This is a genomic window from uncultured Cellulomonas sp. (assembly GCF_963527515.1).
Classification (GTDB): Bacteria; Actinomycetota; Actinomycetes; order Actinomycetales; family Cellulomonadaceae; genus Cellulomonas.
In genome coordinates, this window is sequence record NZ_CAURTV010000038.1 from 17,694 (window position 1) to 29,969 (window position 12,276).

The 12,276-nt window shown below is 72.2% G+C and carries 12 protein-coding genes, 1 tRNA gene and 1 other RNA gene; 8 read left to right on the forward strand and 6 right to left on the reverse strand.

Annotated features, from left to right (window positions below; genetic code table 11):
* The first annotated feature begins 4 nt into the window (after positions 1-4).
* Entirely contained in the window at positions 5-1,225 is a 1,221-nt protein-coding gene (locus tag RYN42_RS10875) for a site-specific integrase (protein ID WP_315096008.1), read from the forward strand.
* 2 nt (positions 1,226-1,227) lie between these two features.
* On the opposite strand, the gene RYN42_RS10880 is transcribed toward RYN42_RS10875, so the two are convergent.
* Both RYN42_RS10880 and RYN42_RS10885 read right to left on the reverse strand, forming a co-directional pair.
* Positions 1,228-2,460 (reverse strand): Fic/DOC family N-terminal domain-containing protein, encoded by a 1,233-nt coding sequence (locus RYN42_RS10880; RefSeq protein WP_315096010.1) that lies wholly within the window; start codon positions 2,458-2,460, stop codon positions 1,228-1,230.
* Positions 2,461-2,769: 309 nt separating this feature from the next.
* A tRNA-Ser gene (locus RYN42_RS10885) sits at positions 2,770-2,854 on the reverse strand.
* A gap of 92 nt (positions 2,855-2,946) precedes the next feature.
* On the opposite strand from RYN42_RS10885, the gene RYN42_RS10890 reads away from it, so the two are divergent.
* Positions 2,947-3,753, forward strand: coding sequence for an inositol monophosphatase (locus RYN42_RS10890; RefSeq protein WP_315096012.1), 807 nt, complete (start codon positions 2,947-2,949; stop codon positions 3,751-3,753).
* Here the strand turns inward: RYN42_RS10890 and sthA are convergent.
* Positions 3,743-5,167, reverse strand: a complete 1,425-nt coding sequence (gene sthA, locus RYN42_RS10895; protein ID WP_315096014.1) for a Si-specific NAD(P)(+) transhydrogenase — start codon at positions 5,165-5,167, stop codon at positions 3,743-3,745. The genes RYN42_RS10890 and sthA overlap by 11 nt on opposite strands.
* Positions 5,168-5,259: 92 nt before the next feature.
* Here sthA and ffs point away from each other — a divergent pair.
* An RNA gene (ffs, locus tag RYN42_RS10900) (signal recognition particle sRNA small type) lies at positions 5,260-5,356 on the forward strand.
* On the opposite strand, the gene RYN42_RS10905 is transcribed toward ffs, so the two are convergent.
* A complete protein-coding gene (locus tag RYN42_RS10905) occupies positions 5,355-5,792 on the reverse strand; it encodes an Lrp/AsnC family transcriptional regulator (RefSeq protein WP_315096016.1) in 438 nt (145 codons plus the stop codon). The genes ffs and RYN42_RS10905 overlap by 2 nt on opposite strands.
* Positions 5,793-5,870: 78 nt before the next feature.
* On the opposite strand from RYN42_RS10905, the gene RYN42_RS10910 reads away from it, so the two are divergent.
* Positions 5,871-6,485: a LysE family transporter gene (locus tag RYN42_RS10910; RefSeq protein WP_315096017.1), complete on the forward strand. Its 615-nt coding sequence runs from the start codon at positions 5,871-5,873 to the stop codon at positions 6,483-6,485.
* Between the two features lie 7 nt (positions 6,486-6,492).
* Here the strand turns inward: RYN42_RS10910 and RYN42_RS10915 are convergent, their stop codons facing one another.
* A complete protein-coding gene (locus tag RYN42_RS10915) occupies positions 6,493-6,867 on the reverse strand; it encodes a roadblock/LC7 domain-containing protein (protein ID WP_315096019.1) in 375 nt (124 codons plus the stop codon).
* Between the two features lie 52 nt (positions 6,868-6,919).
* Positions 6,920-7,288: a hypothetical protein gene (locus RYN42_RS10920; protein ID WP_315096021.1), complete on the reverse strand. Its 369-nt coding sequence runs from the start codon at positions 7,286-7,288 to the stop codon at positions 6,920-6,922.
* A 278-nt stretch (positions 7,289-7,566) separates the two neighbouring features.
* Between RYN42_RS10920 and RYN42_RS10925 the strand changes: the two genes are divergently transcribed.
* The 4 genes from RYN42_RS10925 to RYN42_RS10940 form a co-directional block, all read left to right on the forward strand.
* Positions 7,567-8,259: an ABC transporter ATP-binding protein gene (locus RYN42_RS10925; RefSeq protein ID WP_315096023.1), complete on the forward strand. Its 693-nt coding sequence runs from the start codon at positions 7,567-7,569 to the stop codon at positions 8,257-8,259.
* Positions 8,256-9,614: an FtsX-like permease family protein gene (locus RYN42_RS10930; protein ID WP_315096024.1), complete on the forward strand. Its 1,359-nt coding sequence runs from the start codon at positions 8,256-8,258 to the stop codon at positions 9,612-9,614. Before RYN42_RS10925 ends, RYN42_RS10930 begins: the two co-directional genes overlap by 4 nt.
* Positions 9,615-9,654: 40 nt before the next feature.
* Positions 9,655-10,872 carry an FAD-binding oxidoreductase gene (locus RYN42_RS10935; protein WP_315096027.1) on the forward strand — a complete coding sequence of 406 codons (1,218 nt, stop codon included), beginning with the start codon at positions 9,655-9,657 and terminating at the stop codon, positions 10,870-10,872.
* Positions 10,873-10,912: 40 nt separating this feature from the next.
* On the forward strand, positions 10,913-12,276 hold a 1,364-nt coding region (locus RYN42_RS10940), incomplete at its 3' end, for a DNA polymerase III subunit gamma and tau (protein ID WP_315096029.1).

Below are 12,276 nucleotides of genomic sequence, written 5' to 3' on the forward strand. Positions count from 1 at the left end.
TCCCGTGGGCACCAGGGCCGGCAACAGGCGGTCGTCGATCTTCCTCGCCGCCGACGGCCGCTACTACGGCTTCGTGACGATGGGTCAGCGCCAGGACGGCTCGATCGACCGACGCAAGCGCACAGGGGCCACGCGGGCGGAGGTGGTGCGCAAGGTCCGCGCTCTCGAACGGCTTCGCGACGAGCGCGGTGCTCTACCCGCCGGCCACTCACCCCTTCTCCAGACGTGGCTCGAGGACTGGCTCACCGCGACCGCTCTGCGAGTCCGACCGAGCACTCTGTCGGGGTACACGGTCGACGTCACTCGGCACATCGTTCCGGCGATCGGACGACACCGGCTCGCCGCGCTCGAGCCGGAGAACATCGAGTACCTCTACAACGTGCTGCTCGAGAAGGGCTTGAACGCGGGAACTGTCCACCACGTGCGACGGACGCTGAACAAGGCCCTCAACGACGCCGTCCGCCGACGTCGCATCCCGCGTAACCCGGTTCAACTTGCGCACACCCCGCGGTACGAGACACCCGCCATCGAGCCACTGACCGTTGGTGAGGCGAGACGGATCCTTGAGGCCGCCGAGACCGAGCCCAACGGCGTCGCGTTCATGCTCGCGATCTCACTCGGCCTTCGTCGAGGCGAGGTGCTCGGCCTGGCATGGGCGGATGTCGATCTCGAAGCCGGGCGGCTTTCGGTCAAGCACCAGCTCGAGCGGCGCAACTGGCGGCACGGCTGCGTCGACCCGCTGGCGTGCGACGAAGCCCCGGCGAAGTGCCCCCAGCGCAAGGATGGCGGTCTGGTTCTCAGCGAGCTGAAGACCAAGCAGTCGCGGCGGACGCTCCCCATCCCGGCACCGCTCGTGGTCCAGCTCCGGCTACACCGTCAGCGTCAGCGCGAAGCCCGCATCCATGCGGGCTCGTTGTGGACCGACTCCAAGCTCGTCTTCACGAACCTCGTAGGCCGGCCAGTGGCGCCACGAGACCACTCGTTGCACTGGACAGCGTTCCTCGAGCGCCTCGGCATCCGACCCGCCCGCCTGCATGACGCTCGGCACACCGCCGCTACCTTGCTGCTCGTCCAGGGCGTCGACCAGCGGGTGGTGATGGGGATGTTCGGATGGACGTCATCGGCGATGACGACCCGCTATCAGCATGTCGTCCCCGAGTTGCTCGACGAGGCGAATCGGCGCATGAGCGACTTGCTGTGGGGGCGTGACGAGACGATCGGCTGACGTCAGGCGCTGAGTCGCGCAGGGCCGAGCGGCTCGTCAGGGCTCGGCACTGCACCCATCGGAGCCGAGATCGCTCGAAAGACGTCGCCAGCGACAAAGGTGCGGTTGTAGGACCCGTACGGTCCGTCGAGGATGCCCAGGTCGACAAGTTTCATGACTGCTTGGTTGGTCGACGGTGACGACTTCCCGAACGCCTTTATCAGGCGCGGCACCGTCACGACCGGCTCGCCGATAAGTGTCTCGGCAATGTCGCGGACCAGACCCTTATAGCTTGCGGCCTGAACACGTGAGACATAGCCATGCTGGACGGATAGGAGCCGGTTGACACGCTGCAGTGTGTCGTCTGCAGACTCCCGAATGCCGGTAGCAAAGAACTGGATCCACCCATCCCAGTCTCCTGTCGCCGAGACGGCGGCGAGGCGGTCTTGGTACTCACTTCGCCGGGCCTCGAACCACGGCGAGACGCTGAGGAGGGGCTGAGAGAGCAGCCCGTCAGCCATGAAGGTGAGGACGATGACCAGTCGACCTATGCGACCGTTGCCGTCGTTGAAGGGGTGCAGAGTCTCGAACTGGTAGTGGCTTATCGCCGCGGCGACCAGCGGGTCTCGTTGGGCGGCGCCGCTGTGTAACCAGTCGAGGAGATCTCGTACAGCCGCCTCAAGAGCAATCCCGGGCGGCATGGGCACGAATCGAGCGTCCTCGATCGTCCCGTTCGCGCTCCCGATTGCCACGGGGGTCTGCCGGATACGTCCAGCGTCCCCGGTTTCGGCGCTGGTCCCGCGGACAAGTGTGGCGTGTGTTCCCTCCAAGAGGCCGACGGTCACACGGCCGTGCGCCAGCAGCGTGTCGAAGGCATCGTTGGCCGCGTCGACGTAGTTGAGAACCTCGGCTACCTCCTTCGGGAGTGCCTCGGTTCCAGATCGGTCGGCGGCGAGCACTTGGTCGAGGGGTGCAAACGTGCCCTCGAGAGCCGATGTGCTCTGCGCCTCACGCCGAAGGGTTGGCATTCGTAGGAGGTCAGGTTTCGGAACCTGGCGAGACGCCTGGTCGAGTCGGGCGAGAGCCCTGTTGGCTCCGGTTACCGTGTGCCAGGTCGCCGGACTCAGAGGCGGTTCCTCCCCTAGGGGATCGGCAACGAACGCCATGTGATCGTACTCACGGCCGGTGCGCCCATCAGTCCCTCGGAGCGGGACGAGATGCCCGTTTGGGCTCCCGGCGAACCGCGCGATGTCCATGAAGTTAGGCTAGCAGCCGATATGGCTTCAGTTGGACAGGCCGATAGTAGGTAAACCTAGCGACGCGTACGCCTCGTAAGGCAGCAGGCACCAGCGCCTCCAATTACACGGACGTAAGTAAGCCTCTGGGCGGTCGAAGCTCACAGGAGGTGCGGCGCGCCGGCTGCTCCACAAGCTCAGTCGCTCCAGAGGCCGCGAGCGAGCGATCTGCTACTGAAACTGCTACCGCTACCTCTCAGACTCCCGCCAGCGTGCTACGACGAAGGGCCCGTCACCCACATCGCTGCAGGTGACGGGTCCTTCGGTGCGCGGAGGATGGGGGATTCGAACCCCCGAGGGCTTTCACCCAACACGCTTTCCAAGCGTGCGCCATAGGCCACTAGGCGAATCCTCCCGGCCGACAGAGGATACCCGACCGCGGCGGCTGGACCGAACTGGCGCCGCTCGTTCACCTCGTCGTCGCACGCGGGGGAGATGATGCGCCCCATGGACCCCGCCCTGCAGCCCGACGTGGATCTCGCCCTGCTCGCCGTCGAGGCGGGGCTCGCCGTGGTGCGCGGCACCGACGACCGGGCGGTCCTGCGCCTCAAGGGCCCCAACGACCTGGTCACGGCGGTCGACCTCGCGACGGAGGAGGCGATCGTGCGCACCCTGCGCGCCGGCTCCCCGCTGCCCGTGCAGGGCGAGGAGGGCTCGCCGCAGGAGACGGCGGGGGACCGCTGGGTGGTGGACCCGATCGACGGGACGGCGAACTTCGTGGCGGGTCTGCCCCTCGTGGCCTGCACGCTCGCCCGGCTGGCCGACGGCGACCCCGTCGTCGGCGTCACGGCGGACCTGACCACCGGGGAGGTCGTGTGGGCGGCCCGCGGCGCCGGGGCGTGGCGTCGCACGGCGGGCGTCGACGAGCAGTCGACGGCGGCCGGCGGCGCGCTGGACTCGCTCACCGTGACCGTCGGGGACCTGTCGTGGACGTCGCGCGAGCCGTGGCCGCTGGACGCGCGGGCCGCCGTGCTGCGGGAGGTGGCGGGGATCGTCGGCAAGGTGCGCGTGATCGGCACGTCCGCGACCGAGCTGGCCTGGGTGGCCACCGGTCGGACGTCCGCGTCGCTCGCCTTCGGGAACGTGGCGTGGGACGTCGTCGCGGGCGTGGTGCTGGTCCGGGAGGCCGGCGGGGTGGTGCTGGACGCCCGCGGGGAGCCGTGGTCGCTGGCCTCCGACTCGATCCTCGCGGCCGCGACCCCCGAGATCGCCGCCTCCATGGTGGCGGCGGTGCAGCGCGGCCTCAGAGGCTGAAGCGGGCCACCTGGCGGATCTTGTTCGTCGCGTCGAGCGCGGCGACCTTGTACGCCTCGGACAGCGTCGGGTAGTTCAGGACGGTGTCGACGAGGTAGTCCACCGTGCCGCCGCACGCCATGATCGCCTGGCCGATGTGCACCAGGTCGGTGGCGGAGGTCCCGAAGATGTGGACGCCCAGCAGCTCGCGCGTCTCGGTGTGGACTAGGAGCTTGAGCATCCCGTAGGAGTCGCCGACGATCTGCCCGCGGGCCAGCTCCCGGTAGCGCGCGACGCCCACCTCGTAGGGGACGGCCGACGTGGTGAGCTCCTCCTCCGTGCGGCCGCAGTAGGAGATCTCCGGGATGGTGTAGATGCCGATCGGCTGCACCGACTGGAGCTCACGCGCCGGCTCCTCGAACGCGTGGTACGCCGCCAGCCGGCCCTGGTCCATGCTCGTCGCGGCCAGCGCGGGGAACCCGATGACGTCCCCGACCGCGAAGACGTGCGGCACCGTGGTGCGGTACTGGTCGTCGACCGCGATGCGTCCGCGGGAGTCGGCCTCCAGCCCCGCGGCCTCCAGGTTGAGCGCGACTGTCTGTCCCTGCCGCCCGGCGGAGTACATGACGGCGTCGGCGGCGATCCGCTTGCCCGACGCCAGCCGCGTCACCGTGCCGTGCGTGTTGCTGTCCACCCCGGCGACCTCCTCGCCGAACCGGAACGACACCGACAGGTCCCGCAGGTGGAACTTGAGCGACTCGGCCACCTCGGGGTCGCACATCTCGAGCATTGCGGGCCGCTTGTCGATGACGGTGACGCGTGTGCCCAGCGCGGCGAACATCGACGCGTACTCGATGCCGATGATCCCGGCGCCGACCACGACCATCGAGTTCGGCACCTTCTCCAGGGCGAGCACGCCGTCGGAGTCGAGGACCGTGCGCCCGTCGAACTGCACGGTGTCCGGTCGGTGCGGCCGGGACCCGGTGGCGATCACGACGAACCGCGCGGTGACCTGGGTGCGGCGGACGCCGTCGTCGTCGAGGACCCCGAGGGTGTGCGCGTCGACGAACGAGCCGGTGCCGCTGAGGATGTCGATGTGGTTGCGCAGCAGCTGGGCGCGGATGACCTCGTGCTCGCGGCCGATGACGTGCTGCGTGCGCGCGAACAGGTCCTCCATCGTGATGTCGGACTTCACGCGGTAGCTCGCGCCGTACACCTCCCGCTGCGCCATCCCCGTCAGGTACATGACGGCCTCGCGCAGGGTCTTGCTGGGGATGGTGCCGGTGTTGGTGGAGACGCCGCCCATCATGTTCCGGCGCTCGATGATGGCGACCTGGTGCCCGAGCTTCGCGGCCGCGATCGCGGCCTTCTGCCCGCCCGGGCCCGTGCCGATGACGACGAGGTCGTAGTCGTAGCGCTCGGTCTCACTGGCCATGCTCCGCAGTCTGCCCACAATCCCGACATTCCGAGAGTCGAGCGGGTGACCGAGGTGTGAACGCGGTCGGGTCCCGTTGGGTTAGGCTTTTCTCCGACCCCTCGTGCGGCGTCATCTCGCTGAACTCCCCCAGGGCCGGAAGGCAGCAAGGGCAGGTGAGCTCTGGCGGGTGTGCGGGGGGTCCTTTCTATGTGCTGACGGACGAGCGCAGCGCGAGGCGCGTGAACGTCTGACCCGCCCCCGCCTCGCGCTTGAGCCGGCGGACGAAGAGGTCCAGCGCGGCCGGGTCCGCCACCACGGCGTGCAGCAGGTAGTCGTACGAGCCGGTGACGTGCACGGCGTCCAGCACCTGCGCGAATCCCCGGCCCAGTGCGGCGGTGAACGCCTCGTTGGTGGTCCCGTCGGCCAGGCGCACCTCGACGAACACCTCCAGGCCGGCACCCGGACGGGGTGGCGACGACGCCGTCACCACCGTGAACCCGCGGATCGTGCCGGCCGCCACCAGCCGCCGGACGCGGTGCGCCGCCGCGTTGGCACTGAGGCCGACGCGCGCACCGAGCTCCCGGTACGGCAGCCGCGCATCTTCGGTCAGTTCGCGGAGGATAGCGTCGTCAAGGGCGTCCATACGGCGATGGTTGCAGCCACACGATCGTTTCCGCAGTATCCGCGTGACCCCTGACCGCGCGGTGCGCAGGCTGAGCGGGTGTCCTCACCCCTGCTCCTCGGCGTGCTGGCCGGCCTGGCGGTGGCCATGCCCGTCGGCCCGGTCGGTGTCCTCCTGCTGCGCACCGGCCTGGTCGACGGGGTCCGGGTGGCGGTCGGCGCTGCGTGCGGGATCGCGACCGTCGACCTCGCGTACGCCGTCGTGGCGGTCGCGGTCGGGGCGCCCGTCAGCCGCGTGCTGGACGACCACGCGTCGCTGGTCCGCGGGATCGGCGCGGTCGTGCTGGTGGTCGTGGGGGCGGTGGGGCTCGTCGCCTCCCTCGGCGCCGCACGACGGCCGCCGCCGGAGACCGGATCGTCTGCCGGCTCGACGCCCCTGGTGGCCTACACCCGCTTCGTCGGGCTCACCGCGATCAACCCGCTGACGGCGCTGACGTTCACGACCGTGGCGGTCGGGCTCGCCCTGGAGGTCTCCGGGACGGCGTCGACCGTCGCGTTCGTCGTGGGGGCGGGGATGGCGTCGCTCGTCTGGCAGGTGCTCCTGGCGGCCGGGAGCGGTGTGCTCGGACGACGGCTCCCGGAGCGCGCTCGGGTGGTCGTCTCGGTGGTGGGGGCCGGCGTGGTGGTCCTGGCCGGCGTCGCGCTCGTCGTCTGAGCGCCGCTCAGGCGGACGGGCCCAGGGTGGCGGTGATCCGCGCGAGCACGCGGCCGAGCAGGACGAGGTTCACGTCCGGTCCGCAGGTGACCACGAGCACGTGCAGGTCGTCGAGGGGCTGTGCGACGACGGTCGCCTCCCGACCCCGGATGGTCAGGGCGTCGATCGCACCCGTCGCCAGGGCGGTCCCTGCCCGTCGGGCATAGGACACCGTCGCCGCGACGGCAGCCGCGACGGCCTCGGCGTCCTCACCGGTCGGTGGGTCGCCGGGATCGTCGAAGAAGGGCCTGCCGTCGGTGCGGACGACGCTCACGCGACGGATCCCCTCCATGTCCCGCCGCACGACCGCGGCGATCTGGAGGGCGTGCTGGCGGACGATCACGGGGGCCTCTTCGGGTGGGTGGTGCCCGCGCGGCGCGCGCGGGCCCCACCGGTCAGATGGTGAGCGGGCGCGCGGGGGTCGTCAACAGGCGGCGGGCCCCCGCGCGGTTGGGGCGGCTCGTGTCCACCCCCAGGTAGGGGAACAGGCCGGTGCCGTCAGCGCCCTGGAGCAGGCGGATCAGGTGGTACTGCTGGCCGAGCGTGATGAGGATGTCCTCGATGCGGTCGTCCAGGCCGAGGGCGGCCATGGTGCGCAGCTTGGCCCGGATCACCTCGGTGTTGCCGGCCGCGGCGACATCGAGGTCGATGCCCGTGCCCTGGTGCCCCAGGGACATCCCGCTCTCGTAGTCGACGAGGGCGACGGCGGTCGCGCCATCGATCTCGAGCGCGGCGGCGAGGGTCTGGTCGAGCGTGGTGCTCATGGTGGTCTGCTTCCGGTCGTCGGTCGGTGGGGGTGCGTGCGCGGGCTGCGCGGCGGGAGCTGGGCGCGGCGATCGGCAGGGTGCGACCGTACGACGTGGTTGAAGATTCATCCATCGCTGATGCGGGCTTCGCGGTGATTCGCACGATGACTTCACCCCGCGCCGTCACCCGTCCGGCCACGGGACGACCTGCGTCCGTCCCTGGGTGCAGTCCGCAGCCGCACGAGAGCGCCTGGAGGTCGATGTCGCACACAGGCGCAGCCCGGCAGCCTGGACGCATGATCCCCGCCACGCCCCGCCTGTCCGCCCGCGGCCTCGTCAAGCGCTTCGGCTCGACCACCGCGCTCGCCGGCGTCGACGTCGACCTGCAGGACGGTGAGTCGCTCGCCGTCATGGGCCCGTCCGGGTCCGGCAAGTCGACACTCCTGCACTGCCTGGCCGGCATCCTGCCGCCCGACGCGGGCACGGTGGTGCTCGACGGTCGGGACGTCAGCGGGCTCTCCGACCGCGAGCGCTCCCTGCTGCGCCGGCAGCGGTACGGCTTCGTCTTCCAGTTCGGGCAGCTGCTCTCCGAGCTGCCCGCGATCGAGAACGTCGCCCTGCCGGCGATGCTCCTGGGCACCTCCCGGCGCGACGCCACGGCGCTGGCCGGCCGCTGGCTGACGTCGCTCGGCCTGGCCGGGATGGAGGGCCGGCGACCGGGGGAGCTGTCCGGTGGGCAGGCGCAGCGGGTGGCCGTCGCGCGGGCGCTGATCACCGGCCCCGCGGTCGTGTTCGCCGACGAGCCGACCGGCGCCCTGGACCAGGCCACCGGCCACGACGTCATGCGGATCCTCACCGAGACGACGAGGGCGGCCGGCGCGTCGCTCGTCGTCGTCACCCACGACGCCCAGGTGGCCGACTGGTGCGACCGCCGCATCGAGGTCCGCGACGGCCTGGTCGTCGGCGCGACCGCCGAGGTGCCGCGGTGAACCCCGTCGTCGCGCTCGCCCCGCGGTTCCAGCGTGCCGGTGGCCGGGACTCGCGCGTGACCTCCGGCCTGGCGATCACGGCGTTCGCCGTCACCACCGGGCTGACCCTGAGCGTCGTCGGCGGCCTGCTCGGGTTCGCCGACCGTGCCGCGCTGCCGGTCCCGCCCGGCCAGGACGACCTGCGCAGCCTGTACCTGAGCCTCGCGTGGACGGCGGTCGTGCTGCTCGTCGTCCCGCTCCTGACGCTCGGCGGTGCGGCGGCCCGGCTCGGCGTCTCCCGACGCGACGCGCGCCTGGCCACCCTGCGCCTGCTCGGCGCGACGCCGCGCGAGGTGGTCGGCCTCACCGTCACCGAGACCGCCTGGCAGGGGCTGGTGGGCGCCGTCCTCGGCATCCTGCTCTACGTCGCCCTCCTGCCCGCCGTCTCGCTGCTGCGGTTCCAGGGCACCACGTTCGACGTCGCGGAGCTCTGGGTCGGCTGGCAGGGGCTCGCGGTCACGCTCGTGGCCGTGCCGGTGCTCGCCGCCCTGTCCGCGGCGTTCTCGCTGCGCCGCGTCAGCGTGTCCCCGCTCGGCGTCGCCCGGCGGGAGACTCCCCAGGGCATGACGTGGCTGCGGCTGGTGGTCGCCCTGGTCGGCATCGGGCTGTTCATGGTGGTGAGCGCCGCGGCCGGGGCGCTCGGCGCGGCCGCGATCGGCGCGCTCGTCGGGTCGCTGGCCGTGGGGTTCGCGACGCTCAACGCGGTCGGGCCCTGGGTGCTGGGCCTCGTCGGCAAGGTGCAGCTGCGGCGCGCCACGACGCCGGCCCGCCTGCTCGCTGCCCGCCGGCTGCTGGACGACCCGAAGGCCGCGTGGCGGGTGGTCGGCGGGCTGGGGCTCGCCGGCTTCGTCGCGGGTGCGCTCGCAGTGCTGCCGGCCATCACCGCCGTGGACACCACCGGCGACCCGCAGGGCGACGCCCTCATGGCCGACCTGGTCACCGGCGGGATGGTCACGCTCGTGGTCGCGTTCCTGCTTGCGGCCGTCTCGGCGGGCATCGCGCAAGCGGCAGCGGTGCTGGACCGCCGACGCGAGATCGCGCTGCAGAACCTGGCAGGCATGCCGCCGGAGCTGCTCGACTCGGTACGCCGCAGGTCCGTGCTGGTCCCTCTGCTCTTCGTGTCGGTGGGGTCGGCCGCGACCGCCCTCGTCATGCTCTTCCCGTTGTTCGGCGCAGCGGCCGTGAGCTCCCCGCAGGGACTCCTTCTGCTGTTCGGGTTCCTCACCGGCGGCTGCGCCCTGGTCTACGCGGCGACCGAGACCTCCCGGCCGCTGCTGCGGTCGGTGCTGGCGGACACCGTGGTGCGGGCCGACTGAGCCGGTCGTCCTTGGGGCCGTCGACCGACGCCCGACGGCGGTGGTCCAGTGCGTCGACGCGGACGATGTGCGGACCGCGCTGCTGGTCGCCCGCGAGTGCGACGTCCCGGTGTCGGTGCGCGGCGGCGGGCACGACTGGGCCGGCCGCGCGCTCGGCGACGGGGTCGTGCTCGACCTGTCCGCGCTGCGCGACGTCGAGCTCGACCCGGACGCACGCGTGGCGTCGGCGCAGGGCGGCGCGCTCGTGGCGGACGTCGTGGACCCCGCGGCGACCCACGGACTGGGCACCGCGACGGCGGTCGTGCGGACGGTGGGGATGGCCGGGATGACGCTCGCCGGTGGGTACGGCGGGCTCGTCGGCCGGTTCGGGCTCGCGCTCGACAACCTCCTGTCGGCCGACGTCCTGCTTCCCGACGGGACCCGCGTCGTGGCCGGACCGGACGGAGACCCGGAGCTCCTCTGGGCGCTGCGCGGCGGTGGCGGGAACTTCGGGATCGTCACCGCGGCGCGCTACCGGCTGCACCCGCTGGGCCCCGTGCTCGGCGGGATGGTCCTGTACCCGTTCGAGCAGGCGGTCCCCGTCCTGCGCGGCTACCGCGACGTGCTGGCCACCGCACCCGACGAGCTCACGGTGATGGCCGGGTTCGTCACGGGGCCGACGGGCCAGGCGGCGGTGTTCGTCGCGCCGACGTGGAGCGGTGACCTCGGCGCGGGCCAGGCGGCGGTGGCGCCGCTGCTCCGGCTCGGCACGCCGGTGGCCGGGGGCGTCGGACCGATGCCCTATCCCGAGCTGATCCGGATGTTCGAGGCCGGCTCCCGGCCCGGCCAGCACTACGCGCTCGGCACGCGGTGGCTCCCGACGCTGACCGACGACGCGATCGAGACGCTAGCCGACGCCGCGTCGACCTGGCTGTCGCCGTCGTCGCTGCTTGCCCTCCACCACTTCCACGGCGCCGCCACCCGGGTCGCCGCGGACGCGACCGCGTTCGCGCTGCGTCGGCAGCACGTCCTCGCCGAGGTGATCGCCGCCTGGCAGCCCGACCCCGCAGGTGACGGCCAGCACCACGCGTGGGTCGAGCGGGTCGCCGAGGCCCTCGCACCCGGCGCGCTGCCCGGGGGCTACCCGAACATCCTCGGGCCCTCGGACTCCGCACGCGTGCGGCTCGGCTTCGGCGCGAACGCCGACCGGCTGCTCGCCGCGAAGCGCCGCTACGACCCGGACGGGGTGCTCACCGCGATCGCTTCCCTCACCACCTGAGCGGCGACGCCTGTCGGCGCAGGCGTCTAGGGTTCGTGGCGTGACGACAGCCCTGTACCGGCGCTACCGGCCCGAGAACTTCGCCGAGGTGATCGGTCAGGACCATGTCACCGCGCCCCTGCGGCAGGCGCTGCGCAGCGGCCAGGTCAACCATGCGTACCTGTTCTCCGGCCCCCGCGGCTGCGGGAAGACGACGTCCGCGCGCATCCTCGCCCGCATCCTCAACTGCGCGGAGAACACCGAGGGCAGCCCGACCGACACCCCCTGCGGCGTGTGCCCGTCCTGCGTCGAGCTGGCGCGCGGCGGACCGGGCAGCCTCGACGTGGTGGAGATCGACGCGGCCAGCCACGGAGGCGTGGACGACGCCCGTGAGCTGCGCGAGCGAGCCACGTTCGCCCCGGCGCGGGACCGGTACAAGGTGTTCATCCTCGACGAGGCCCACATGGTCTCGAACCAGGGCTTCAACGCGCTGCTCAAGATCGTCGAGGAGCCGCCGCCGCACATCAAGTTCATCTTCGCGACGACCGAGCCGGACAAGGTCATCGGCACCATCCGCTCCCGCACCCACCACTACCCCTTCCGGCTGGTGCCGCCCGACGTCCTGGTGCCGTACCTGCAGCAGCTCTGCGACAGCGAGGGCGTGCCCGTGGCGTCCGGCGTCCTGCCCCTGGTGGTGCGCGCGGGCGGCGGGTCCGTGCGGGACACCCTGTCGGTGCTCGACCAGCTGATCGCCGGCTCCGGCGGCGGCGAGGTCGGGTACGAGGGCGCCGCGGCGCTGCTCGGGTTCACGCAGGCCTCGCTCCTCGACGACCTGACGGAGGCGATCGCCGCCCGCGACGGAGCCTCCGCCTTCCGCGTGGTCGAGCGCGTCATCTCCACCGGTCACGAGCCGCGGCGGTTCGTCGAGGACCTGCTCGAGCGCCTGCGCGACCTCATCGTCATCGCGGCCTCCGGCGACGCTGCCGACGCCGCACTGCGGGACGTGCCCTCCGACCAGCTCGACCGCATGCGCCTGCAGGCCCGCCACCTCGGCCCGTCCGAGCTGTCCCGGTCCGCCGACCTGTGCAACGCGGCCCTCACCGAGATGACCGGTGCGACGTCCCCCCGGCTGCACCTCGAGCTGCTCATGGCCCGGCTGCTCCTGCCCGCCGCGGAGGACACCCGTGCAGGCATCGGCGCCCGGCTCGACCGACTGGAGCGCGGCCTGCCCGCCGACGGCGGCGACGGGGTGCGCGTCCCGGTCGCCGGACCGCAGACCCCCGCCGTCGCGACGCCGCCCCCCGCTCCCGCAGCCCGGCCGGTCCCGGCAGTCGCTCCAGCGGTCCAGCCCGCCGCGGCGCTCGCCGCCTCCGGATCTGCGGCGCCCGCTGCCGGACCCGCTGCGCCGGACCCCGACGACACCCT